The following is a 22919-nucleotide window of genomic DNA, read 5'->3' on the forward strand; positions in this document are numbered from 1 at the left end:
CTGTGTTCAAGAGGGAAAAAATTACCTTGTATCGAATCCTGCCTATCTACATTGTCCCTTAATCGTTATATGAGAGCGATCCGTGATATGATAATCCAGGCCGGTCGATTTCCTGATAACGTCCATTACTTCTTCCAGCCTTGCCCGCGAATTAAACGTACCCGTAAACCGGCACTTCATAACGGATGGATTATCTACAGCAATACTAACGTTATATCGTTTCTGCACGATCACGAAAACCTCATCGAGGCATCGCTGCTGAATCGTAATTGCTTGTCCACCTCTTGACTCCTTTGACTGATAGGAAATACAACAATACACCAGCGCCACCAGGGAGAATATCAACGCCAGGATGGCGAGGTAAACTTTCCAGTCATTCTTTCCCGACCGCTTGCGCAGTTCAATAATGTCACGAATCTTATAAAGCCCCTCATAAAAATGCGGGTCGGTTTTTCTCTTGTCAGAAGTATCCTTGGAAAATTCCCAAAGCAACTTCATGTCCTCATACTCCTCTTTGTTCCGGGGATCTGCTGCCATCCATTTTTCAAGCTCCTCTTTTTCATCAGGAGTTGCCTTACCCGATAATACACGGTCGATCAGCCAGTATGTGTTCATACCTTGGTAATTTTTATATGCTGCCTCCTACTATCTACTCGAACAGTCTGCCCGTAATACCTCGGTTCGCTCATAAAATTTTAATAATATCCCAGATTTTCTTTTCCAATTCTAAGTAGCCTTTTCCGGGCGCTTGTCAGACTTCGTTCCACGGATTTTCTCGAAATCCCAAGCCTTTCAGCCGTCTCATCCAGGGAAAGATCTTCTTCGTAACGAAGTCGAAGGCACTCGCGCTCCCGTTTGGGAAACGACATAACAAGTGCCCAGAGCGCGGCGGTTTGTTCACGATTGATAATATGTGATTCCACAGGAAACTCCACATCGTCTTTAAGCCGGTGCTGGATCTCGGCGAGTTTGTGTTTGATCCGCTCGCTTTGTCTGAAAAAGTCAATGGACTTGTATTTCACGACCTTGATCAAAAACCCACGGATCGGCACGGAGTGAGGATGACTTAGTTCCCGGTGCTTTTCAGAAACCATAGCAAATACTTCCTGGACGATGTCCTCCGACGCCGCAGCATCGTCCGTAAGTCTGAATGAAAGTTTGATCAGGTTGTGGTAGTACTTGTTGTACAGCAGATTAATTGCTCTCGAAGGATAAGCATATAGAAGTTTACGTATGTGATCATCGTCTATACCACCGAACATTACGATCGCAAAATTTAGAGAGCAGAAATTTTTTAGGGGATAAACTCAAACTACAACTATTTCTATTCGCTGATAACATCAAATCAGATTGTACTTACCCTGAGATAAGTTTTAACGAATCATAGGATAAGAAAACAGGAAACATCCTGTCTGATTCCTTTCGCCAGCGCAGGGCGTTCAGAATGATGTCGTTGCGAAACGTTTTCTTAAAATAGGAAGAGGAACACAAATTCCAAAATAGGAGAACGATGAAATAGGCGGGTTCTCCTACACGAGCATGATTGACAACAATTCCGGAAATTTGCGTACTTGAATTGGAATGAATAACCATTTTCTTAGCAACCCCCATAACGAGTTTTCAAAACTCGATGATTTTGACAAAAGGCTTTTCCTGGAAATCCTTGAAAATCACGACAGTATCATCGAGATATGGATCAAGGATACCTGCAACGACTACGCGCGCAAAGGTGTACACATCAATAGCGCGGAATTCATTTCCGAGCTCATCCCCTTCCGACAATTCCTGAAATCCAGTGAGCAGGATCTAAATATTTCTTTAGAAAATCTAAAGAATCCTTTAGACAAATCCGGATTCAACTAAAGGGGGTTTTTCTAAATGCGTTGATTTTATACCCTTAGTTTGCCCACGGCTGAGCCGAAAATTTAATCTTCTGAATGCATTGACAGCATCATCTCTTCCGTTATTTTCGTCAACTACTTTTTAGACTTTGCAGGCCGTTCTGTTCTGGCGCTGCATCATTTTTTCAGCATTTTTTGAGGTCCCAAACTGCAAGACGAATCAAGACGACCGTATGACAATCGGAATAGACGAAAACAAGAAACGCGTGCCTCCCTTTCCAAACGGCAAGGCAACCTGCCAGGTGTGTGAAGGAAATGTGATCGCCAAATGCGGGGAAATATATGACTGGCACTGGGCACATAAGATCGACCAGAATTGCGACCCATGGAAAGAGCATGAAACAGAATGGCATCGCGGATGGAAGAATAAATTCCCCTTCGACTGGCGCGAGATCGTCATCACCAGCGATGAAGGTGAACGCCATTATGCCGACGTGCGAACCGATACCGGGACTGTCATCGAATTTCAGAATTCATCCATCTCCCTGCGACCATACGGATACGTGAAGAATTTTACGGTGACATGCTCTGGGTGATCAACGCAAAGTCATTTAAGCAAAACCTGATACTGGCAAGCGTAGTGACCAGAAGACTGCGACCGATCAAACTCGATGAGCTCGATCCCTGGGTTCCTGCTGAGAAGGAATATGAAGACAAGATCATGGCACTACGGGAAGAAATCAAAGAGTTTGATCGCAAGATGACGCCTGTTGATGATCTAATCAGGCAGAATCAACGAAAGGTGGATATTCTCCAAAAACAACGAAACGACATTGAATCATTGGCCGACAGTATACTTGACAATCTCTACCGTGACGCCTATTTAACATCTGACCTTCGCGAAATCACCAGCACGATTGATCCTTCCATTGAAACGAAAATTCGTGGGCTTCAGAAAGAAAAAAGAGCCCTGAGTGAAAAGATAGAAAGCGATGAGAAGAAATTAAAGGTATGGTCTGATCTGGAAGACATGGATATAGATCATATGCCATTCAAGAAAATTCCGTTCAACTGGCTCACAAAAGAAAACTATCAGAAGGCAAGGATACTGTCGAAGGCAACGGCTGAAAGCCTTTTTCAAAACTTCGAGAAAATTTCCAGCGATCTGGCGTTTGACCGGTTGAAGCATACGCATGTTAACTATATAGTCTTCTACGATCTTAATGAGAACATGGAGGCCCTGAAACATTCGCTAGACACTTTGCGCCGATCACTGACTGCACTGGAATCCTATATTCCTACCGTCAGAAATTCGATCAAAGCTTCGCTCCAGGGCAGACTAAGCGACCTGATTATTGATTACGAGGCGAGAGTTACGCGTGGTATTGACGAGTCAGAAAATTTTGTTGTCGCAAAAAGCAAAGTCAATGTTCAGTTGGGGATGCTAGAAATGAAAATGGAAGAGGAGATTCCAAACGCAAAAAAAGAACGCCTTAAGGAAATTACACAGGAGAAATTCTCCGTCATGCGAGAGTACAAAGGTATGTATGACTTTAGTTGGAAGCATGAACGCAAATCCTGGCAGGCCGCAAATGAGCGAATCTTTTTTGACACCGGTGACGGATACCTTTTCAGAAAACTAAATGACCATCAATTACTGAAAGTTTCGTTTCAAGAATTTCTGCAGGTATATGGGAACCTTCCGGAAACCGTCACCGTCTTGCATTAAAACCAAGACAATCACAAAACATAAATTTCCAATACGCTTGTCCACCGTGCCTGATCTTCAGCTTTGGTATAACAGTGATAGGATTTTATCCTTCTGAACCGTTAAAACCAAAATGGGCAAAACGGAAACGCCGAGATAATAAGCAGCATTGATACGATGTTTGCCATCTGAAGGATATAAATTCCGTTCGCTACGTGGCTCAAAGGTAATAGTGGGTGGAATTAGTTTTTCGTGATTCATCCAGTGATGGATGACCACGGCTGTCTTCTCATCGGCTAAACACTCATGAAATAACTCTTGCTCACGAACGTCCCCGGCCCATTCAGGAAACATGTTATCCAGTAATTTTTCAAAATTTACGTTCAATATAATTTCCATTCCAAACCTTCGAAGACTCGCATCGAGATTACCAGGCTGATCGTCGAGATGAAAACCACGGATGTCCGTATGCCATAAAGGAGTTACCCCCCGTAATTCGCCCTGACGATGCAGTTGCCGGATCTCATCAACTATGATTTCAGTTTTATCATATTCCTGGCTTGTTTTGCGATCACGGATAGTCACTTCTGCCAGCTCCGCAAGCCGTTTGATCTCTTCTTCGGAATATTCAGTCCACCTGCCGTGACTGTAAGAAAACAATTCGCGTTCGATCACTTCTGAATAGCGGGCTTGGCAATAGCAGATAAGACCATCAATGGATAAATTATTTTCTAACGTGCTATCAGTTAAACAAATACTCCCGATACGCTTGTAAAGACCCTGATCGGCAAGTAGCCGGGAATCCGAATCCATTGCCCCAATTACGATCTCGCCCAGTTGCGGACACGTCATCAATGTAACCTCATACCGGGATAACATCAGTCTGCAAAGAAACTCCTCGATTGATACAATGTACTCTGGTGGATACATCTTCGGTGCGCAGCCGATTAAGAACGGTAAAGTAAGCCCATTGGATATGTATCCTTTCTTAAAGTAGAAGTTCAGCACTCTGATCCAATAGGGCTCCACTCTTTGGGTTGAATTCACCAATAAGTTTACAAAAATCCTGGCCGGAATAATCGAATTTCTCCCGGACGCATGCCGTATCCAAAGTGAATCATACCACGGTATGATCACCCAGGATTTCGCTCAGCGCCAGTCCCCAGTGCGGAATCTTGCCTCCGAGTGTATAATACATTTGCTTAAAGCCCATCTTCAGCGCATAGGGCGTAATCCCCATTTCCAGATGACTTTCCTTTCCTCCCCACCATTCATTGGTCCGCATGTAAAATCCCTTTATACCGCCCATGTCACCCATACATAAGAGTTCAAATTCCATCGGTTTGACATCACCTTGTATAGCACCTAACTCCTTCCCCAACGTATTCGCCAGAACTTCCGCTTCCATGTGTCCCAATGAACCAATTTTTGGAACCGTAATCGATGCCGCATCACCAACAGCAAAAATATTCTTATAGTCAGGATTTCGCATGTATAAGTCCGTGATTACAAAACCCATATCGTCCGTAAAAGGCAATTCTTTTAAGAATGAATGAGCTTGCCAATCAGGAAAAACAATCGTCACTTCGGCCTCTTGTGATGAACCGTCATTGAATTCAATGCCGCCATCATAGACTTTTTTAATTCCATGCGTGTTCGCCTGATAGTGATAACCCATTTTAGTCATCATCGGCAGCAGTTGATTTAAGATCGTTTCCCCCGCATCTTCTGCAATCACTTTTGCAGGTGTGGATAAATACACCGTGGAAGCTTTTCCGGTGTCGTTTCTCTCCAGCCAATGTGCAATTGAAAACGCCAGTTCAACCGGAGGACCTTCACACGCAGTCAAAGCAACCGGTAAATTTTTCGGTAGTTTATTGCTCTTACCCTGATGAAATATGTCGGAAGTGATCGCTATCGGCCCTCCTTTATATTCCTTGTGTAAATAATTTCGCAGGCGATTACCCAAAAAGGTATCTGTCACACTGTGTCCGTTTTCGTCAAAGCCATCTATTTTATCATAGGCCAGCCGATTGCCCAATGCCACTACCAAATAGTCATATCTGATTTTCCTTACCGGATGACCGAGACGCTCATTGGGTTGGTAAAAAACTACGTTAGCATCCGGGTCGATGGTAATAACCTCCGCCTGGATAAACTCACTTCCGTCATGTTCCAGAAACGACATGAACTTGTATTGCAGGTCTATGGCAGGATTGATGTTTGCCAAAACCTGCATGGGAATATTTGGCACAAAGGTGAGAAGCGATTTACGATCGATGATCGTAATATCTGCCTTGCCTTTTACAGAAGCATGAATATATCGTGCTGTGGTAAGTCCAGCAAAATTGCAGCCGAGTATTATGATGCGAGGTTTTGACATACATCTGTTAATTAAGAGATTATTTGGTTTTTACTTTTTCAAGAGGCAACGGCTTTGTACAGAAGAACCAATCGTAGCACGTCATCTCGTCTTTGCTCTCCATTCTTTCTTTTGCAACGCCACAAGAACCTGCAGTCGGTACGATCACATCATCACCCGGACGCCAGTCGGCAGGCGTCGCGATGCTATAAGTGTCGGCAGTTTGCATGGCTATTAGCGCCCTTTTTAATTCATCGAAATTTCGTCCCATCGAAAGCGGATAATAGATAATCGCACGAATCAATCCTTTGGGATCGATAAAGAATACAGCCCTTACTGCTTTGGTAGAACTTTCACCGGGCTGAATCATGCCATATTTCTTTGCCACTTCCATGGTGATGTCTTCAATCAATGGGAATTTGACTTCAATGTTCTTCATTCCCTTAAATTCAATCTTATCCTTGATAGTCCTCAGCCAGGCAATATGACTGTACAATCCATCGATGGATAACCCTACCAGTTGACAATTCAGGGCAGTGAACTCGGGTTCCATTTTTGCAAACGTCATAAACTCGGACGTGCAAACAGGGGTAAAGTCAGCCGGGTGACTAAAAAGGATAATCCATTTATCCTTGTAGTCGGAGGGAAAATTGATTTCACCCTGGGTTGTTATTGCTTTAAAGGTGGGAGCCTTATCTCCTATTCGTGGCATTGCGACCACTTGTTGTATCTCTTCCATTTTATTTTGATTTATTTCTTGATAATAATGTGAACGAATCGATCTCTGCTGCTCAATTCATAGCAGTTAGTAGTAAAAGTGATCTAAAGCAATATTACTTAAGATGATTTTTGTCACCCGGAGTCAAGACTTATTTCAGCCTTTAGCAAGCCCTGACGTCTGATTCTGTAAACGATTGCTCTCCCGCAAGACTTATGCGGCGACGTCGTAAATAAATCATTCTTACAACGCTAAATTCTAAGAATGGAAAACACCAGCTTGTAACTAAAGTCACACAAAATGAAGTTTAAGCACGTACCTTTGTAAGACAATTGACCTTTTTGATACACACATTAAAATCTTTATTACCATGAAACGGACGGCATCTTTTTTCGCTTTCTTTTTGGGCACATTGACCTTTATACAGGCGCAATCAAGAGTACTTGATGTAAAATCCTTTGATGCAAAAATGGCCTCGGTAAAAGATAAAACTATATTGGATGTCCGCACGCCTGACGAGTACAGTCAGGGACATTTGACTTCTGCGGTGATGGTCGACTATAATAAACCTGACTTCAAACAACAATTAACGAAACTCGATAAGGCCAAGCCTGTCTTTGTCTATTGTGCAGCCGGCGTAAGAAGTGCAGGAGCCTCAAAAGCATTGATCGAGCTGGGATTCACACAGGTGTACGATTTGCAGGGTGGTATCAACGCATGGAAGAAAGCACAAATGCCCATCGTGAAATGATTCCAATAAGATAAAAGACGACGCGACCTTTCCATAAAATATTGATACTTCAGGGATTCATCATTGGCGCGATCGCCAGCTTTCTGGGTTCCATTCCACCGGGAACGCTTAATATACTGGTCTTACAACTCGGGCTGGAAAATAAATTGAAAGCAGCTTTGCGATTTTCAATTGCAGTTGCCCTTGTAGAGTATCCGTATACCTGGATCGCTGTTGAGTTTGAAGGATGGATTACCTCTTCGCCCGTTGTTCAGGAGAACTTCAAGTTGCTTGCGGCATCCGTGATGGTAATCCTCGGACTTTTAGGATTATGGGCAGCGCGCAAGCCATCCATCATTACTATGAAACTTCAGGAAAGCGGTTTCAGGCGCGGCTTACTACTTAGTTTGCTGAACCCCCAGGGAATACCCTGGTGGATTGGTATGACGGCCTATCTGAAATCCCAAGGCTGGATAACGATTGATACGGGGTTAACACTTCACAGCTATTTATTCGGTACCGCCGTTGGCGTCTTAGCCTTGCTCATCCTGGTGGCATTCATGGCACAACGAGTTTCAAGCCTTATTCAACATAGTCGCCTGATGACGTTGCTACCAAGTCTGGTCTTGCTCGCCCTGGGGCTAGTTACTTTTGCCAGAATTTATCTCTATGCATAGCCGATGACGGACGTAACCGTTCTTTCATTCCCTTAAAACTGCAAGTGAAATACAAAAAGATCATTGTGACTTTCACCAATATTTTCATCTAATAAATGTTCTGGTAAGTGAATGTCTCATGCGGAACACATCATGGAATTCTTAATCAAATCTTAAGTCCTTTAAAGCCATAGTAACTCAGCTTTGGCCTTGGGAAAATTAGTCGTCATTTAAGTTGCAGGATAAGCCAATACCTGCCCGTTGTGCATGTTTCTATCAGGCCTGGTGTGGCGCGGTATTTTAAGATCTCCTGTAGCCCCTTGATTTTATGAACGATCCAGAAAAGATTTCTAAGCAAATTACCGACCCCGCCAGAGGATTAAGTCAACCTGATGTAGAAACGTTGCGCAAGCAGCATGGCTATAACGAGGTTCTCGGAAAAGAAACGAATGCCCTTATTCTGTTTCTGAAAAAATTCTGGGGCCTTACTGCCTGGATGCTAGAATTGATCATTATTCTTTCGTGGATACTCAACCGGCATTCAGATGCCTATATTGTCATAGGTCTACTCGTATTCAACGCAGTCATCGGATTTATCCAGGAGCACAGCGCTGCCAGCGCGGTAGAAACCCTGAAGAAAAAACTGCAGATCAATGTCAAAGTACTCAGAGAAGGTGTCTGGAAAACACTGCCTGCCCGAGAGCTCGTTCCCGGCGATGTCATCCGGATTAGAACTGGGGATTTCGTTCCTGCCGATATAAACATTACAACAGGAGAACTCAATATTGATCAATCAGCACTCACCGGAGAATCCCTTGAAATAGAAAAAAAGAGCGGCGAAACGATTTATGCAGGCTCAATCGTCACCAAGGGAGAATCAACTGGCAGGGTGACATTGACCGGAGCCCATACGAAGTTTGGCAAAACCATTGAACTGGTAAAAACCGCCAAGCCTAAATCACATATTGAAGAGGTCATTTCCAGAGTGGTAAAATGGCTATTGCTAATCGTTGGCACATTACTATCCGTCGCGTTGATTTTCTCCATTCTGAAAGGGATTCATCTTTTGGAAATACTTCCTTTGTTGCTGGTGCTCCTGCTGGGAGCCATTCCCGTTGCCCTGACAGCCATGTTCACGGTGAGCATGGCGATCGCTTCAAAAGAACTGGTAAAACAGGGGGTGCTGGTGACACGACTAAACGCCCCCGATGATGCAGCGAGCATGGATATTTTGTGTGTGGACAAAACAGGCACGCTCACGATGAATAAACTGTCTGTTGCAAAACTATTGGCTGCGAAAGACCATACAGAGGACGAAGTGATATTGTACGGAGCGCTGGCGTCTCAGGAAGCCAACCACGATTCAATTGACATGGCGTTCATTACTTCGGCAAAAGAGAAAAATCTTCTGGATAAATCGTACGTTCAAAAAACCTTCATTCCCTTCGATCCACAGAATCGAAAAACAGAAGCAACCATCACCATCGGCTCAGAAGAATTTAACGTCATTAAAGGTTCGTTGAGTGTAATCACACATCTCTGCCAACTGGACGAAGCAACCCTGAAAGCTTGGGAGATCAAGGTAAATGATTTAGGAAAAGAAGGTTTCAGAGTAGTAGCCGTTGCCAGATCTGAGAAAAACAATAAACCGCAGTTCGTTGGCGTGACAGCATTACACGATCCTCCCCGGATGGAGTCTAAAAAACTTATTAACGAAATCAAAACGTTAGGCGTAACGATCAAGATGCTTACCGGTGACGCTCTTCCGATTGCAGTGGAAATTGCCAGCGCAGTAGGTATTGGCAGCAGCGTTGTAAAAGCGTCCGACCTAAAGGAAGGAAATCTTGAAGAACTCCTTGAGAAGATCGATGGCGTGGCAGAAGTCTATCCAAAGGATAAATATGATATTGTAACGGCTCTTCAAGCCAATGGTCATATTGTTGGCATGACGGGAGATGGCGTAAACGATGCACCTGCGTTAAAGCAAGCGGAAGTTGGAATTGCCGTCAGCAACGCTACCGATGTAGCGAAGGGTGCTGCCAGTATTGTTTTAATCAACGAAGGCTTAGTCAATATAATCAGTCCAATAAAGGTTGGCCGGATGATGTTTGAACGCATCAACACCTGGATCTTAAACAAGATTGCCAGAACCATCCTAAAGACGTGCTTCGTAGTATTTGCCTTTCTGCTGCTGGGCAAATTTACCATCACTGCGTCGGCGATGCTGATTATGATTTTTATGACGGACTTTGTAAAAATATCGCTGTCCACCGATAATGTAAAATGGTCCCAACGACCTGCCCGGTGGAATATCAATGGATTAGCGAAAATAGGAATCATTATCGGGCTGTTAATGACCGTGGAAGCTTTCGGGCTTCTCTATCTGGGCTTGCACTATTTCAGTTTAACGACTGACAATGAAGCGCTCAATACCTTCTGCTTTGAAATGCTTCTATTCTTTGCTTTGTTTTCAATATTCGTTGTCCGGGAGAAAAATCACTTCTGGCACACCCCTCCCAGCAAAACACTCCTTTATATAATATCAGCAGACCTGATCCTCGGCATTGTTTTTTCAACCTTCGGTTTATTGGGCTTCAAAGCCATCCCCTTAAGTCAAACCATTGTTGTCCTTCTCTACACGGCCGCATTCTCATTCATTGTAAATGACCTGGTTAAAGTATTTATTTTAAGAAAATGGCCGTTGGAACCTATTATTCGACCGATATGATTAAACTGAAAGCGCTTTCTACCTTGCCTGATGATACATTCTCAAAGAAGGATTGTAACGACGAATTGAAAGTACTGCACAAGAAGCTTTTTGAATTACAAAATGTCTTCTACGCCGATAGCCGATTTGCATTGTTAATCATTTTTCAGGGTCTTGACACCTCAGGGAAAGATGGAACCATACGGCATGTCATGTCGTGTATGAATCCGATGGGTGTTCAGGTGAAGGCCTTCAAGGAACCAACAACAGAAGAAAGAACACATGACTTTCTTTGGAGAATATTTCCTCACTTTCCGGCAAAGGGAATAATAGAAGTATTCAATCGATCCTACTATGAGGATATTCTGGTCCCCTCCATTGAAGAATCGCTTTCACAGGAACGTATTCACCACCGTTGTACGCTGATTAGCCGCCTGGAGGAACACTTTGAATCGGACAAGACGCTGGTGCTTAAATTCTTCCTGCACGTTTCTCAGGCAGAACAGGAAAAGCGAATTCAGGAACGCCTGACCCAGCCACATAAACGATGGAAATACTCCAAAGAAGATGAAACGGTAGCAGAGCGATGGAATAAATATGTGAAGGTGTATGACATGATTGTAAATGAGTGCAGCAGCCCCGCCTGGAACATTATTCCCTCCGACAAGCGATGGTATCGCAATTTTGCCGTGGCTAAAATCCTAACGGAGCATCTGGAGGCGCTCCACTTGCATTATCCTGCCTCCGTGAAATCTAAATAAGGTGAAATGGAAAAAAGCTCATTTGCCCAGGAAATATCAAAAATAAGGATGGCAGTAATTATTGAAAATATCCAAACGATCAGAAACCAACGTGCGCTGGACTTATTGGATGACGCTTCGCTCATGTCCTTTCTGGAGGAACACTTCAATACCATTGCGATTAGTGCAATCAAGCGGGAGTTTCTGAAAAGAGATCTCACACTACTTCAAAATTCCTCGTTGGATCTCGAACATTACTCGTCGCTGATTACACAGATGAAAGATGCTAACATAGAAATTCCGGATGTCAACCATCCCTTGTTTCTACACGAGTTAAATTCCCTGGTTAAAAAATATGGGTTTCATTCGGCGTAAGGTAAACCATCAAAATGATTGTTGCGATTCCGGTCGTAACGTGAAATTCAAGCCGAATATTGATTGACAACTTTCTCAAGTTGATGCACTTGCACGACCCCCGACTGGCGCCACTTGATCTCACCCCCTTTGAAAAGTATGAGTGTCGGAACACCCTGGATCTGATAACTACTCGCGACCTGAGGATTCTTGTCCACATCCACTTTAATGATTCGAACCTTGTCACCGACTTTTGCTTTCAGCTCTTCAAGGATCGGTTTCATCATTTTACAGGGACCACACCACTCGGCAGAAAAATCCACCAGTGTTGCGCCGTCCTCTTTAATCAATGCTGAAAAATTTCCGTGTGCCATGCTATGCTTCCTGTAGTTGAACCTCCACGACGGGCTTCATTGTCACCTTTGATTTTATGGAATTTGAAATCAGGCAGTTAGCCTCGGATTTTAACAAGACCTTCATGGCCCGGTCTACGTCCTTCTCATCCTTTAAAACGACAACCGGTTCCAGTAAAACCTCGGTCATCATAAATTTTCCTTCGACCTGTTCGAGTTTCCCCTTTGAGCCACACCGAAACGAAATAAATTCGAGTTTTGAATTTTCTGCGATGGCAAGGAACGTCGTCATCAGGCAACTGCTGACTGATGCGGTAAATAAATGTTCCGGAGACCAGATACCGGGCATGCCTTTTGGAAATTCCGGAGGAGTGGCCACTTCAATGCAACCACTATTCCGTTCCAATCCTGACTTCAATTCAGGAGAGCACATCATTCCTTTTCGTTCCTTGCTCCAGGCAATGTCGATATTATAATAGTGTGGTTCCATACTGGTACAATTTTATAATTTATGTTTTAAGCTTGCCCAGCTTCCGCCATTGAACACCTGCTGATATCCGTTAGACTTCAGGATGGCCATTGCGGTAGCGCTCCGCATTCCCGACGCGCAGCAGGTGATGATCGGTTTTTCCTTGTTCGGCAACCGACGCAGATTTTCCTTCAACTGGTCTACGGAGATATTTAACGATCCCTGAACGTGACCATTGGCGTATTCGCTCTTGGTACGGACATCGAGGATCACTGCACCATTCTTGGCTAGCTGTGCGAAGTCCACGGAAGGAGATATTCCAAATATTTTCTTTAACGTTTCAATCATGACACTTCAGTTTTTATTTTAGTTGCATACTATTTTTTGCTTTCATTCCTGAACATACTTAATAACAATCCGCCCATCATCGCGCCGTATAAGGTTGAATTCGTAGGACTGGAAGTGATCGGACACGTGCCCGATACGCAACCCACATAGTTCCAATATAAAAACCCACCGATCGCGCCAAGGGTAACCCCCGCCAGCACAAGCGTATATTTTTTAATGCTGAACATTTTTCTTTCGCATCAGCGTACTCAGTCCAAACGGAAGGTACAGTGGACAAACACTTACCAGGCTGGTAAGAACAAAGACGGCAGCGAGCACCATCAATACAATCCCCAGTGTTCCCGTGATGGTACCCGTGTAATAGAGTGCAACAACAACCGCCGCTATTATCAACCGGATAATGCGATCCACAGAACCCATATTCTTTTTCATCGTTATTTGTTTAGTTAAGTAAAAGTAATTTGTCTTCGAACCCTGTTCTGTGACTAATATCACAGAGTCAGTAGTGAAAGGTCAAAAGACTTTAGCGACTTTTTCATGATTTAAATCATGCATTGATACTACTTACAACCGGTCCCTTCCAGCTCCCAATCCCACCTGACAAATTATAGACATGAAGGCCTTTGGAGGCTATCACCGCGCAGGCCTGGCGGCTTCTACCGCCGCTGCGGCAATAAACGAAATACGTTTTACCGGCATCCAATACGGCTATTTTCTCAACAAATGATCTGTCCATCACGTCTATGTTGATCGCCTCTGGTAGTCTGACGCTGTCAAACTCTTCCTGAGTTCGTACATCGACAAGCAATGCATTGTTATTCTCTGAGAGTTTCTGTTGAAACTGTCCACTGGTAAGATCTTCGAAAGACCGGGTTGTTTGCTGTGCTTTCATATTGATAAAAAATTATTGTCGAGTTTTTGTACATGCATAATCGGTTCGGGGAACATCGGTTCCCGCGATAGCACTGAAGCCACCGGTAATATCGACGATGTTGTTCCAGCCTCGGGCTTTTAAGATAGAGGCAGCAATCATGGACCGGTATCCTCCGGCACAATGCAGGAAGACTTCTTTCTCTTTCGGAATTTCATACAGGTGGTTATTCAGGAAGTCAAGTGGAATATTGATCGCGTTGTCAACATGCTCGCTCTGAAATTCAGTAATCTTTCTCACATCGATCACGTGAAGGTTTTCTTTCCTGAAACGATCCGCAAATTCGTGGGGCGAAACTGAAGTAATTGAATCAATATCTTTCCCCCCGTCTTTCCATGATTGAATCCCTCCCTTCAGATAGCCGAGCGTATTATCATAACCCACCCGTGCCAAACGAGTGATGACTTCCTCTTCGCGACCTTCGTCTGCTACGATCAGCAGTGGCTGACCAACCGGAATCAACGCACCCACCCAGGGGGCAAAACTTCCGTCAATGCCGATATTAATTGAATTCGGTATAAAGCCTTTGGCAAATATCCCGGCTGATCGTGTATCCAATACCAACGCACCAGATTCATTTGCTATGAATTCAAATTCGTCAAGACTTAACGGATGTGCTCCTTTACGGAGGACAGCGTCAATGCTTTCATATCCTTCTTTATTCATTCTCACATTTTCTGGAAAATAGGCAGGCGGAGGCTGAAGTCCGCTGGTCACCTCGGTAATAAACTCCTCGCGCGTCATGGTTGAACGAAGCGCATAGTTGGTTTTCTTCTGATGGCCCAGTGTATCAATCGTTTCTTTCATCATATTCTTACCACATGCTGAGCCTGCTCCATGCGCGGGGTAAACAATCAAGTCGTCCGCAAGGGGCATGATCTTGTTTCGGAGCGAATCAAAGAGCAAACCCGCCAACTGTTCCTGCGTCATGTCGGCAGCCTTTTGTGCAAGATCAGGACGGCCCACGTCACCCAGGAAAAGTGTATCACCACTAAAAATGGCATAGTCTTTTCCTTTTTCATCCCGCAAGAGATAGGTGACCGACTCCATCGTATGGCCGGGAGTATGTACTACTTTGATCGTGATATTACCGACTTTCAATTCTTCGCCATCCCTGGCAATATGCGCGTTAAATTTTGGTTGAGCTGTTGGACCATACACAATGATTGCCCCCGTCTTTGCGGCCAGATCCAGATGACCTGAAACAAAGTCCGCGTGAAAGTGTGTCTCCAGCACATATTTAATTTTGACTCCGTCGGTCTCTGCTCTTTCAATATAGGATTCTACTTCCCGCAGTGGATCAATAATGACCGCTTCGTTTCCAGAGCGAATGTAATAAGCCCCTTGCGCAAGACATCCGGTATAGATCTGTTCAATTTTCATAGTCTGTGATTTTGTTTCCTTCTATTTGCTTTCACAAAGGTCGTCATGAATGAGGCCCCGCTTCAGTGACTTTTATCACCCCGGCTTAAAAAAATAGCTCTTTTCCAATTATAAAGACGGCCATGGAGAGGGCAAACCATCCGAATCCTGTCTTTAGCTTATCTCCTTTAAAAAATCGGGCGACATAGAACCCGGCAAGGACTCCTCCGATTGAAAGTGCGGAAAGAACCAACGCCAACGAATAATCCAGAGGCGAATCCGTTCCAATATCTCCCATACTTCCAATAAATGAATTGATGGCGATAATGATCAATGATGTTCCGACTGCTTTTTCCATCGGAATCCCTACGAGCAGAACAAGTGCGGGTAAGATCAAAAAACCACCGCCCGCACCAACCGTTCCTGTCAGTATTCCGACGATGAAGCCCTGAAGCGCGATCCGTACATTGCGATTCCCGGCAGGTCGAATCGAATTAATCGGGATTGATTTTTTTTGGATCATCTTGAGTGAAGCGATGATCATGAGCACCGAGAAAAGCATCATGGTAGCAAAATCTTTCGTGAGGTTCAGCGTGCCTAACCTTCCAAGTACCTCCGGGATATGTGGCAGCACGTAATGCCGCGTCAGATAAATGGCGATCATGGAAGGAACAGAGAATACAACAGCACTTCTGAAATCCACCATCTTGTACCATACACTGCGAAGTCCACCGACCAGCGCGGTGGCGCCGACAATAATTAATGAGTAGCCGGTAGCAAGCGTTGGTTCAATATGAAATAAGTACACCAGCACCAGAATGGTAAGGATGGAACCTCCCCCTCCGAAAAGACCGAGCGAAACTCCTATTAGTATGGCTGCAAGATATCCGACCACGTTTTCCATTGTTGCGTCATTTCCCTACAAAGGTCAACATGAAAAAAGTAGCGTTACGTGACAACGGTCACGCAGGAGTCAAAAAGTTAACCGGGTAATTTCATTGCGGGAAATGGAAATTCTCTTTTGTGTTTCGAGCTTCTTCAACAGGCGGGAAATGACTTCCCTGGATGAATTGAGGTCATCCGCTATCTCCTGATGGGTGATGGTGATTTTATTTCCCAGGGATTCAAACTGGCGCTTCAGGTAGAATTCAAGCTTCTCATCCATGGAATGAAACACGACATGATCGATGACTTCCAGTAATTCGCTGAAACGGGATCGGTAGGTTTCCAGGACAAAGTAATACCACTCACGGTGATCTTTCATGAGTCCATCCATATACTGAATGGGGATGGCAAGGGCTTTTACTTGGGTCAGGGCTTTTGCTTTCACGGCGCTGGCTTCATTTTTCGTAGCGCAGATCATCGACAGTGCACAGGCATTTCCTTTTTCGAGATAGTATAAAAAGAATTCCTCCCCTCGGCCCCCTCACGGTAAAGTTTCACTTGCCCTTCCAGAATAAGTAACGAGTTCTTAAAGTACTGACCTGAGCGCATGAGCATTTCGCCTTCTTCGAATTCAACCACCTGACCGATTTTTTCAAGATGACTGACCAGTTCAGAATCAAACTGCGGAAAAATCTGCTGGAGTTCCATGGTTATGTTTTTTAGAAATATTATGCTGCCCTGATAGGTTAATAGCTTGTCTCGTCCAGCTTCACCTTACCCTTGAAGGTCCAGAACACAAAGGATGTGTAAACGGCGACTAATGGTACGCCGATGGCGGCAATGGTCAGCATAATGCCCAATGATTTCTGAGAAGAACTTGCATTGTAAACTGTTAAACTATACTCCGGGTTCCCAGAAGATAACAGAATCGTGGGATAGAGTTCGATCGCTACAATGATTAGCAGCACACTCATGCTGATCGCCGAGGATACAAATGCCCAGACATATTTTTTCTTGCTGACTTGCCGCGTGATATTGGCAATGGCCAGAATCATCACCACAGGAAGCGGAAACATCCACGGATCATCTTTAATGACTTTGGTTAAATGAGGCACATATAGTAGTGTGTAAAAACTCAGCATCAGGATGCTGATCACAAAAAAGATGGTGGAGCGCTGCACAAGTCGTGTCAGTTTCTCATATAATTTGTCTTCTGTCTTCATCACCAGGTAAATGGCTCCGTGCATCATGAACAGTGAAAGCGTGGCTACGCCGACCATGATGGAATAGGGATTGAGCAACTCCAGCCAATTACCTAAGTAATTTCCATCTTTATCCATTGGGATTCCCAGCAGGACATTGCCTAATACTACTCCCAGCAAAACAGCAATGAGTGTGCTGGATACAGAATACGAAATGTCCCAGGTCATTCGCCACCACGCCATGGGTTCTTTGCTTCTGAATTCAATGGAGACTGCCCGGAAAATCAGCAGTACGAGAAAGAGCATGATCGGAATATAAAAAGCGGACAACAGGGAGGCATACACTTTTGGAAAACCTGCAAACAAAACACCCCCACCGATCACCAGCCATACTTCGTTGCCATCCCACACCGGGCCAATGGCATTTAAGGCAATGCGCCTGCTTAGTTCTTTTTTGAAAAACAAATGCAACGCGCCCGCACCCAGATCAAACCCATCCAGGATGGCGTAGCCGGTGAACACCGCTCCTAACACCAGGAACCACCACGTAGGATAATCAATGCCTAAAAATGTTTCCATTCGTATCAGATTATATCGGCCATGCCCTGTTGCAATGGACTATGTTGTATATCCTTGTCATGAGGCTCCGGACCGTGCTTGATTTTCTTATTAAGCATATAGATAAAGAGCGTCAATAACAGCATGTAGACAACCGTGAAGAGAATCAATGAAAAGACCACCTGGTTGGCCGTTACCGTTTTTGACAAGGCATCGGAAGTACGGAGCAACTTGTAGACCACCCAGGGCTGACGTCCGGTTTCCGCCGTGTACCACCCGACCTGATTGGCAATCTGAGGAAGTAATACCGTCCAGACACTCACGATCAACACCCATTGATGCGTAAACAATTTTCCTCGCCACCAACGCCAGATCAAATACCACGACCAAAAGATTAAAAACATACCGATTGCAATCATGATATGATACATCTGAAAGACAAAATTTATCATCGGAGGCCGGTCTCTTTCCACAAAACTATTCAGGCCGCGAACAGGAGTTGTAAGATTCTGATGAATCATAAAGGTTAAACCTTTCGGAATCTTCAGGCCATATACTTTCTGAGTTTCTTTATTCACCCAGCCAAATAAGTACAGATCCGCCACAGCAAGACTATCAAAGTGAGCTTCCATAGCCGCTAGTTTTGCCGGTTGGTATTCTGCAACGATCCCAGCTGAACGATGTCCAGTAAAAAGTTGTGATAACGATGCGATGGCAGCGACCACCAGCGCTATTTTAAAAGAGCGCTGCGAAAATTCAATATGCTTTTTCTTATACAAGTACCAGGCGCTGATGCTGAGCACCAGAAACGAGCCTGCGAGAAAGGCACCAATCCACACATGCAGGACACGGTCCACCGCAGATGGATTAAAGACCATCGCCCAAAAGTCGGTGATTTCAGCGCGGGCGTTTGTTCCTTCTCCTACGATATGATACCCTGCTGGCGTTTGTTGCCATGAGTTGGCCACCACGATCCAGATAGCCGAAAACATCGACCCAAGAAATACCATGACGGTAGCGAAGAAGTGAACCTTGCGTCCCACTTTATTCCAACCGAAAAGCACTACTCCCAGAAAGCCTGACTCCAGCGCGAAAGCAAAGATACCTTCTGCTGCCAGAGCACTTCCAAACACATCACCAACATAGCGGGAATAGGTGGCCCAGTTGGTTCCAAACTCAAACTCCATGACGATACCCGTGGCAACACCAATACCGAACGTAAGGGCAAATATTTTTGTGAAGAAGCGTGCCATCTCTTCGTACACTTTTTCGCCAGTGCGGATATACTGGCCCTCCATCAAGACCATCATCAAACCCAAGCCGATACTTAGCGGAGGGTAGATGTAGTGGAAGGCTACCGTGAAGGCAAACTGCAGTCGTGAAAGAATTTCAACGCTCAAAATCAGGATTTTTTAGAGTCAATGTACCGTATCGCTATGGCACCTGAAGGTACGGCTTAAAGAAGTCTGTTATGACTTCTTTAAGCTTTTATAGTCCCATTTCTTTCAGGACAACTTTCCCACGGCACAACTTACCAGCGATTTCGCTTTGGAAGTCGCTTTTGACAGGCCTTGAACTGAACCACGTTCCGGGTAGCCAAGGGTCAGAAGCCTGCTCTTGATGCTGTCCAGCAAGGATGCTTCATTATAGTCGACCGTAATATCACCCTCTTCTATGTCGACGGTGACTGCCAGGACGCCGGCAATATTCTTGATTTCTTTTTCGATGGTGGCGGCGCAACCTCCACACCGGATATTTTCCACGTGTATTTCAGTTTTCATTTTTAGTAGATTTAATTTCTTCATAAGTCACTTCTGCTGAGACACTATTACTCGATGCAGGCGGAACGGCGCAACCACTCGCCCCACAGCATCCTGTATTGGTCATCGCCTGGAATAAAAAGAAAGTCGCGATCAATCCCGCCAGAGCGTCATGATTTTTCAGTGCCTGAAAGGCAATGAAAAGACCAAGACCCAGGCGAAGCCATCGCACGAAATTCCAGTTGGTAAAGAGGACTTGTTTAACGTTGAGTAACAGGTTCATGTTTTTCAGGTGTCGTGGGGTGAACTTTTTCTTTTAAGATTTCTCTTTTATAGCCAATGAAGAAGTTAATGTAGATCGCCCGTGACAGGCGGAAGGTTACAGGAAATAAAATTAACGCCAGGCCAATCGTGCCAAAGACGTAGACATCAACGGGTGGATCGAATAAAACCCGCAACGCAACGTAGGCGGTGGTGAACAAAGCAACCTGAAGGGCATGACTCACATACATTGCCCCTGAGAAAAACGAAGGTTCCCGCTCATAATGCAGGCCGCAGTAAGGACACTTTTCAGGCATTTTGGAAAAATTCATTGAATAGGCACCATTCACAAATAAATTTCCCTCCTGACACTGAGGGCATCGATGGAGTAATATGCTGTACAGTTTGGATCCTTTGGCAATCATAAGAGTCATAATTACAACACCAAAAGTAGGCGCCCACTCCCTCCCGGTCTGTGACAATTGTCACCAATGGAGCCAAAACTAGCTGAAGCCGCTATCCCAATTTTGATGTAATTTCATGCCAGCAGAATTAATACAAATACAGAAAACCCCACCAGGAGAAATATCCAAAAGGTGAAGGTTTGAGTGAACCTTGCGTTATTCATCGAATGAATTTCATACACTTTTAATTTTTGATAGACTGAAGCGAGTTGAACTAATCCGATGATAGCATTTACCAGATAGAAAAACAGAAAAACAATCGGAGCATTGGGTTCAATTCTGTTATGAGACGATCCATCAGAAAACCACTGCAAACTTCCGGTTATGATGATCATCAGCCAAAAAATACCCATAACGAGCGCTAGCTGAATTAAACGCATTGCGATCGGCAATTCACTTGTAATGATAAACTGTTTTGCTCTCCACAAGGAATATACGATGGCAGCATTTAAAAGAACTACCAGGTAGTATACGGAAGGCATAGTTACGGCGCGTGCTGAAAATACGATTACCATCTTCAATAATGTAATCATTACCAGTGCACTGGAAATGATTAATAACCAGGAAACGCCCATCCGCGCACGGGCAAACCGACGCTTTTCGTCAAGGCGGCTATTTATTATTCGTCGATATTCAATCATCTCGCTAATCGTTTCGATTACTTATTTTCTTTCTCCATTAGCCAGTTGTTCGTTTTCGAGGGATGTATTGGACTCTTGTGTTTCAGAAAGCGGTATGTTCTGCGGAATATAATCCTCCACTGCGCCCGGTTTGCTATAATCATACGGCCAGCGATAAACTTCCGGTATTTCTCCTGGCCAGTTTCCATGACCGGGTCTACCGGAGGGTGTAGTCCATTCTAGACTATTGGAGTTCCACGGATTCTGAGGTGCTATCCTGCCGCGAAACATGCTATAGAAAAAATTGAACAGGAATAAAAGCTGTGTTGAAGCGGTGATGATAGCTGCTACGGTAATAAACAAGTTGAGATTGGCAAAATTATTCATGTAGTCAAAATTGGTAAACGAATAATACCTCCTTGGAAAGCCAGCGTACCCAATAAAGTGCATCGGGATAAACATAAGGTACGAGCCCGCAAACGTTATCCAAAAATGAATCTGACCGAGTTTTTCATTCATCATGCGACCGAACATTTTTGGAAACCAATGATACACCCCTGCAAATGTTCCGAAGAAAGCAAGCGTACCCATTACCAGGTGAAAGTGAGCTACTACAAAGTAGGTATCGTGCAAATGAATATCCAGTGGGGCATTCCCTAAAATAATACCGGTCAATCCCCCGGAAATAATAAAGGAAATAAGTCCGATCGAAAAAAGCATGGCGGACGTAAACCTGATATTACCATTCCAGAGAGTAGTTATGTAATTAAAGACTTTTACTGCGGAAGGAACGGCGATCACTAACGTGGTAATCATGAAGACCTTTCCGATGAAGGGATTCATACCAGAGGTAAACATGTGATGGGCCCAGACAATAAAAGAAAGTACTACGATGCCAAGCATGGAGCCAATCATTGCCCTATACCCAAAAATGGGTTTGCGCGAATTGGTAGCTACAATTTCGGAGGTAAGTCCAAGCGCAGGTAAAAAAATGATATACACCTCTGGATGACCCAGAAACCAAAACAAGTGTTGATAAAGAATTGGACTCCCGCCCACATTTGCCAAAGCCTCACCGGCAATATAAATATCCGACAGATAAAAACTGGTGCCAAATGATCGGTCAAATAGTAGCAATAAAAGTGCTGAAAACAATACAGGGAATGATAGCAAAGCAATAATAGCTGTAAAAAACAATGCCCAAATCGTAAGGGGCATCTTCGTCATCGACATCCCCTTCACCCGCATGTTGATAATTGTAGTGATATAGTTTAATCCACCCAGCATAGTGGAAACGATAAAGGAAATGAAACCCAGAATATACAATGTCATCCCTAGTCCTGAACCCGAAACCGCTTGTGGTAATGCGCTGAGTGGTGGATAAATTGTCCAACCTCCCATGGCTGGACCAGATTCCACAAAGAAAGAGCTAAAAAACAAAACGCTTGAAAGGAAGAAAAACCAATAGCTTAGCATGTTAATAAATGGCGAAGCCATGTCACGGGCTCCAATCTGTAACGGTATCAGAAAATTGCTAAATGTGCCGCTCAGTCCTGCCGTCAGGACCATAAACATCATGATGGTTCCATGCATGGTCACTGCTCCCAAATAAAATTCAGGATCAAGTTTACCCTCAACAACCCATTTGCCCAGAATGGGTTGAAGCCAGCTTAGGTCCGCATCCGGACTTCCTAACTGTAAGCGGATAAGGACGGAGAGTAAACCGCCAATGACAGCCCAAAAAATTCCCGTGAGCAAAAATTGCTTACCAATTACTTTGTGATCTGTACTGAAAATATAAGTTGTCCAGAAATTTTCATGAACATGACTATCAATAAGTATCTCGTCCATGCCTGCTGGTACTATGAAATTTGACTGGCTCATAATGTT

The 22919-nt window shown here is 44.3% G+C and carries 27 protein-coding genes and 2 pseudogenes; 7 read left to right on the plus strand and 22 right to left on the minus strand.

What is annotated here, in order from left to right; all coding sequences use genetic code 11:
• Positions 1–42: 42 nt before the first annotated feature.
• The 3 genes from HOP08_00800 to HOP08_00810 all read right to left on the minus strand — a co-directional run bounded on the left by HOP08_00800 (position 43) and on the right by HOP08_00810 (position 1782).
• Positions 43–615 carry a DUF4974 domain-containing protein gene (locus HOP08_00800; protein ID NOT73434.1) on the minus strand — a complete coding sequence of 191 codons (573 nt, stop codon included), beginning with the start codon at positions 613–615 and terminating at the stop codon, positions 43–45.
• A gap of 80 nt (positions 616–695) precedes the next feature.
• Positions 696–1262, minus strand: coding sequence for a sigma-70 family RNA polymerase sigma factor (locus tag HOP08_00805; GenBank protein NOT73435.1), 567 nt, complete (start codon positions 1260–1262; stop codon positions 696–698).
• 358 nt (positions 1263–1620) lie between these two features.
• The gene (locus tag HOP08_00810; protein NOT73436.1) at positions 1621–1782 is read right to left on the minus strand and encodes a hypothetical protein; all 162 of its coding nucleotides are present in this window, start codon (positions 1780–1782) and stop codon (positions 1621–1623) included.
• Positions 1783–2074: 292 nt separating this feature from the next.
• Between HOP08_00810 and HOP08_00815 the strand changes: the two genes are divergently transcribed.
• Positions 2075–2437, plus strand: coding sequence for a hypothetical protein (locus HOP08_00815; protein ID NOT73437.1), 363 nt, complete (start codon positions 2075–2077; stop codon positions 2435–2437).
• Positions 2425–3570, plus strand: coding sequence for a hypothetical protein (locus HOP08_00820; GenBank protein NOT73438.1), 1146 nt, complete (start codon positions 2425–2427; stop codon positions 3568–3570). The genes HOP08_00815 and HOP08_00820 overlap by 13 nt, the downstream gene beginning before the upstream one ends.
• 57 nt (positions 3571–3627) lie before the next feature.
• Here HOP08_00820 and HOP08_00825 read toward each other — a convergent pair whose 3' ends face one another.
• The 3 genes from HOP08_00825 to HOP08_00835 form a co-directional block, all read right to left on the minus strand.
• Positions 3628–4596 carry a hypothetical protein gene (locus HOP08_00825; GenBank protein NOT73439.1) on the minus strand — a complete coding sequence of 323 codons (969 nt, stop codon included), beginning with the start codon at positions 4594–4596 and terminating at the stop codon, positions 3628–3630.
• Positions 4597–4666: 70 nt separating this feature from the next.
• The gene (locus tag HOP08_00830; protein ID NOT73440.1) at positions 4667–5932 is read right to left on the minus strand and encodes an FAD-dependent oxidoreductase; all 1266 of its coding nucleotides are present in this window, start codon (positions 5930–5932) and stop codon (positions 4667–4669) included.
• 19 nt (positions 5933–5951) lie between these two features.
• Positions 5952–6650 (minus strand): peroxiredoxin, encoded by a 699-nt coding sequence (locus HOP08_00835; GenBank protein NOT73441.1) that lies wholly within the window; start codon positions 6648–6650, stop codon positions 5952–5954.
• A 349-nt stretch (positions 6651–6999) separates the two neighbouring features.
• Here HOP08_00835 and HOP08_00840 point away from each other — a divergent pair, with 349 nt between their 5' ends.
• The 5 genes from HOP08_00840 to HOP08_00860 all read left to right on the plus strand — a co-directional run bounded on the left by HOP08_00840 (position 7000) and on the right by HOP08_00860 (position 11837).
• Positions 7000–7380, plus strand: a complete 381-nt coding sequence (locus HOP08_00840) for a rhodanese-like domain-containing protein (protein ID NOT73442.1) — start codon at positions 7000–7002, stop codon at positions 7378–7380.
• A 41-nt stretch (positions 7381–7421) separates the two neighbouring features.
• A complete protein-coding gene (locus tag HOP08_00845) occupies positions 7422–8036 on the plus strand; it encodes a LysE family transporter (GenBank protein ID NOT73443.1) in 615 nt (204 codons plus the stop codon).
• A 307-nt stretch (positions 8037–8343) separates the two neighbouring features.
• The gene (locus HOP08_00850) at positions 8344–10743 is read left to right on the plus strand and encodes a plasma-membrane proton-efflux P-type ATPase (protein ID NOT73444.1); all 2400 of its coding nucleotides are present in this window, start codon (positions 8344–8346) and stop codon (positions 10741–10743) included.
• The gene (locus HOP08_00855; protein NOT73445.1) at positions 10740–11483 is read left to right on the plus strand and encodes a polyphosphate kinase; all 744 of its coding nucleotides are present in this window, start codon (positions 10740–10742) and stop codon (positions 11481–11483) included. Before HOP08_00850 ends, HOP08_00855 begins: the two co-directional genes overlap by 4 nt.
• Before the next feature lie 6 nt (positions 11484–11489).
• The gene (locus HOP08_00860) at positions 11490–11837 is read left to right on the plus strand and encodes a hypothetical protein (GenBank protein NOT73446.1); all 348 of its coding nucleotides are present in this window, start codon (positions 11490–11492) and stop codon (positions 11835–11837) included.
• 47 nt (positions 11838–11884) lie between these two features.
• On the opposite strand, the gene trxA is transcribed toward HOP08_00860, so the two are convergent.
• From trxA to HOP08_00940, 16 genes and pseudogenes are all read right to left on the minus strand, one after another.
• Positions 11885–12190, minus strand: a complete 306-nt coding sequence (gene trxA / locus HOP08_00865; GenBank protein ID NOT73447.1) for a thioredoxin — start codon at positions 12188–12190, stop codon at positions 11885–11887.
• Between the two features lies 1 nt (position 12191).
• Positions 12192–12659 carry an OsmC family peroxiredoxin gene (locus HOP08_00870; protein ID NOT73448.1) on the minus strand — a complete coding sequence of 156 codons (468 nt, stop codon included), beginning with the start codon at positions 12657–12659 and terminating at the stop codon, positions 12192–12194.
• Between the two features lie 12 nt (positions 12660–12671).
• Positions 12672–12986 carry a rhodanese-like domain-containing protein gene (locus tag HOP08_00875; GenBank protein NOT73449.1) on the minus strand — a complete coding sequence of 105 codons (315 nt, stop codon included), beginning with the start codon at positions 12984–12986 and terminating at the stop codon, positions 12672–12674.
• A gap of 29 nt (positions 12987–13015) precedes the next feature.
• Complete coding sequence (locus tag HOP08_00880) at positions 13016–13213, minus strand: hypothetical protein (protein NOT73450.1); 198 nt, start codon at positions 13211–13213, stop codon at positions 13016–13018.
• Positions 13200–13418, minus strand: a complete 219-nt coding sequence (locus HOP08_00885; protein NOT73451.1) for a DUF2892 domain-containing protein — start codon at positions 13416–13418, stop codon at positions 13200–13202. The genes HOP08_00880 and HOP08_00885 overlap by 14 nt, the downstream gene beginning before the upstream one ends.
• A gap of 115 nt (positions 13419–13533) precedes the next feature.
• A complete protein-coding gene (locus tag HOP08_00890) occupies positions 13534–13878 on the minus strand; it encodes a rhodanese-like domain-containing protein (protein ID NOT73452.1) in 345 nt (114 codons plus the stop codon).
• 12 nt (positions 13879–13890) lie between these two features.
• Positions 13891–15300, minus strand: coding sequence for an MBL fold metallo-hydrolase (locus HOP08_00895; protein ID NOT73453.1), 1410 nt, complete (start codon positions 15298–15300; stop codon positions 13891–13893).
• An 85-nt stretch (positions 15301–15385) separates the two neighbouring features.
• On the minus strand, positions 15386–16183 hold the full coding sequence (locus HOP08_00900) for a sulfite exporter TauE/SafE family protein (GenBank protein NOT73454.1): 798 nt from the start codon (positions 16181–16183) through the stop codon (positions 15386–15388).
• A gap of 69 nt (positions 16184–16252) precedes the next feature.
• A pseudogene (locus HOP08_00905) lies at positions 16253–16878 on the minus strand (Crp/Fnr family transcriptional regulator).
• Positions 16879–16910: 32 nt separating this feature from the next.
• On the minus strand, positions 16911–17945 hold the full coding sequence (gene cydB, locus HOP08_00910) for a cytochrome d ubiquinol oxidase subunit II (GenBank protein NOT73455.1): 1035 nt from the start codon (positions 17943–17945) through the stop codon (positions 16911–16913).
• Positions 17946–17950: 5 nt separating this feature from the next.
• Positions 17951–19324: a cytochrome ubiquinol oxidase subunit I gene (locus tag HOP08_00915; GenBank protein ID NOT73456.1), complete on the minus strand. Its 1374-nt coding sequence runs from the start codon at positions 19322–19324 to the stop codon at positions 17951–17953.
• Between the two features lie 105 nt (positions 19325–19429).
• Positions 19430–19705, minus strand: coding sequence for a heavy-metal-associated domain-containing protein (locus HOP08_00920; GenBank protein ID NOT73457.1), 276 nt, complete (start codon positions 19703–19705; stop codon positions 19430–19432).
• A gap of 61 nt (positions 19706–19766) precedes the next feature.
• Positions 19767–19967 (minus strand): annotated as a pseudogene (locus HOP08_00925) (hypothetical protein).
• Positions 19945–20370 carry a DUF983 domain-containing protein gene (locus tag HOP08_00930; GenBank protein ID NOT73458.1) on the minus strand — a complete coding sequence of 142 codons (426 nt, stop codon included), beginning with the start codon at positions 20368–20370 and terminating at the stop codon, positions 19945–19947. The pseudogene HOP08_00925 and the gene HOP08_00930 overlap by 23 nt, the downstream one beginning before the upstream one ends.
• Before the next feature lie 113 nt (positions 20371–20483).
• Positions 20484–21050, minus strand: coding sequence for a hypothetical protein (locus HOP08_00935; protein ID NOT73459.1), 567 nt, complete (start codon positions 21048–21050; stop codon positions 20484–20486).
• Between the two features lie 21 nt (positions 21051–21071).
• Positions 21072–22913, minus strand: a complete 1842-nt coding sequence (locus HOP08_00940; protein ID NOT73460.1) for a cytochrome c oxidase subunit I — start codon at positions 22911–22913, stop codon at positions 21072–21074.
• Positions 22914–22919: the final 6 nt, after the last annotated feature.

The sequence above is a fragment of the Cyclobacteriaceae bacterium genome (assembly GCA_013141055.1).
Classification (GTDB): Bacteria; Bacteroidota; Bacteroidia; order Cytophagales; family Cyclobacteriaceae; genus ELB16-189.

What these genes read in the sequence shown, in the direction of transcription:
- HOP08_00800 (NOT73434.1), bottom strand. Translation starts at nt 615, where the DNA reads ATGAACACATACTGGCTGATCGACCGTGTATTATCGGGTAAGGCAACT.
- HOP08_00805 (NOT73435.1), bottom strand. Translation starts at nt 1,262, where the DNA reads ATGTTCGGTGGTATAGACGATGATCACATACGTAAACTTCTATATGCT.
- HOP08_00815 (NOT73437.1), top strand. Translation starts at nt 2,075, where the DNA reads ATGACAATCGGAATAGACGAAAACAAGAAACGCGTGCCTCCCTTTCCA.
- HOP08_00820 (NOT73438.1), top strand. Translation starts at nt 2,425, where the DNA reads ATGCTCTGGGTGATCAACGCAAAGTCATTTAAGCAAAACCTGATACTG.
- HOP08_00830 (NOT73440.1), bottom strand. Translation starts at nt 5,932, where the DNA reads ATGTCAAAACCTCGCATCATAATACTCGGCTGCAATTTTGCTGGACTT.
- HOP08_00835 (NOT73441.1), bottom strand. Translation starts at nt 6,650, where the DNA reads ATGGAAGAGATACAACAAGTGGTCGCAATGCCACGAATAGGAGATAAG.
- HOP08_00840 (NOT73442.1), top strand. Translation starts at nt 7,000, where the DNA reads ATGAAACGGACGGCATCTTTTTTCGCTTTCTTTTTGGGCACATTGACC.
- HOP08_00850 (NOT73444.1), top strand. Translation starts at nt 8,344, where the DNA reads ATGAACGATCCAGAAAAGATTTCTAAGCAAATTACCGACCCCGCCAGA.
- HOP08_00855 (NOT73445.1), top strand. Translation starts at nt 10,740, where the DNA reads ATGATTAAACTGAAAGCGCTTTCTACCTTGCCTGATGATACATTCTCA.
- HOP08_00860 (NOT73446.1), top strand. Translation starts at nt 11,490, where the DNA reads ATGGAAAAAAGCTCATTTGCCCAGGAAATATCAAAAATAAGGATGGCA.
- trxA (NOT73447.1), bottom strand. Translation starts at nt 12,190, where the DNA reads ATGGCACACGGAAATTTTTCAGCATTGATTAAAGAGGACGGCGCAACA.
- HOP08_00870 (NOT73448.1), bottom strand. Translation starts at nt 12,659, where the DNA reads ATGGAACCACACTATTATAATATCGACATTGCCTGGAGCAAGGAACGA.
- HOP08_00875 (NOT73449.1), bottom strand. Translation starts at nt 12,986, where the DNA reads ATGATTGAAACGTTAAAGAAAATATTTGGAATATCTCCTTCCGTGGAC.
- HOP08_00880 (NOT73450.1), bottom strand. Translation starts at nt 13,213, where the DNA reads ATGTTCAGCATTAAAAAATATACGCTTGTGCTGGCGGGGGTTACCCTT.
- HOP08_00885 (NOT73451.1), bottom strand. Translation starts at nt 13,418, where the DNA reads ATGAAAAAGAATATGGGTTCTGTGGATCGCATTATCCGGTTGATAATA.
- HOP08_00890 (NOT73452.1), bottom strand. Translation starts at nt 13,878, where the DNA reads ATGAAAGCACAGCAAACAACCCGGTCTTTCGAAGATCTTACCAGTGGA.
- HOP08_00895 (NOT73453.1), bottom strand. Translation starts at nt 15,300, where the DNA reads ATGAAAATTGAACAGATCTATACCGGATGTCTTGCGCAAGGGGCTTAT.
- HOP08_00900 (NOT73454.1), bottom strand. Translation starts at nt 16,183, where the DNA reads ATGGAAAACGTGGTCGGATATCTTGCAGCCATACTAATAGGAGTTTCG.
- cydB (NOT73455.1), bottom strand. Translation starts at nt 17,945, where the DNA reads ATGGAAACATTTTTAGGCATTGATTATCCTACGTGGTGGTTCCTGGTG.
- HOP08_00920 (NOT73457.1), bottom strand. Translation starts at nt 19,705, where the DNA reads ATGAAAACTGAAATACACGTGGAAAATATCCGGTGTGGAGGTTGCGCC.
- HOP08_00930 (NOT73458.1), bottom strand. Translation starts at nt 20,370, where the DNA reads ATGATTGCCAAAGGATCCAAACTGTACAGCATATTACTCCATCGATGC.
- HOP08_00935 (NOT73459.1), bottom strand. Translation starts at nt 21,050, where the DNA reads ATGATTGAATATCGACGAATAATAAATAGCCGCCTTGACGAAAAGCGT.
- HOP08_00940 (NOT73460.1), bottom strand. Translation starts at nt 22,913, where the DNA reads ATGAGCCAGTCAAATTTCATAGTACCAGCAGGCATGGACGAGATACTT.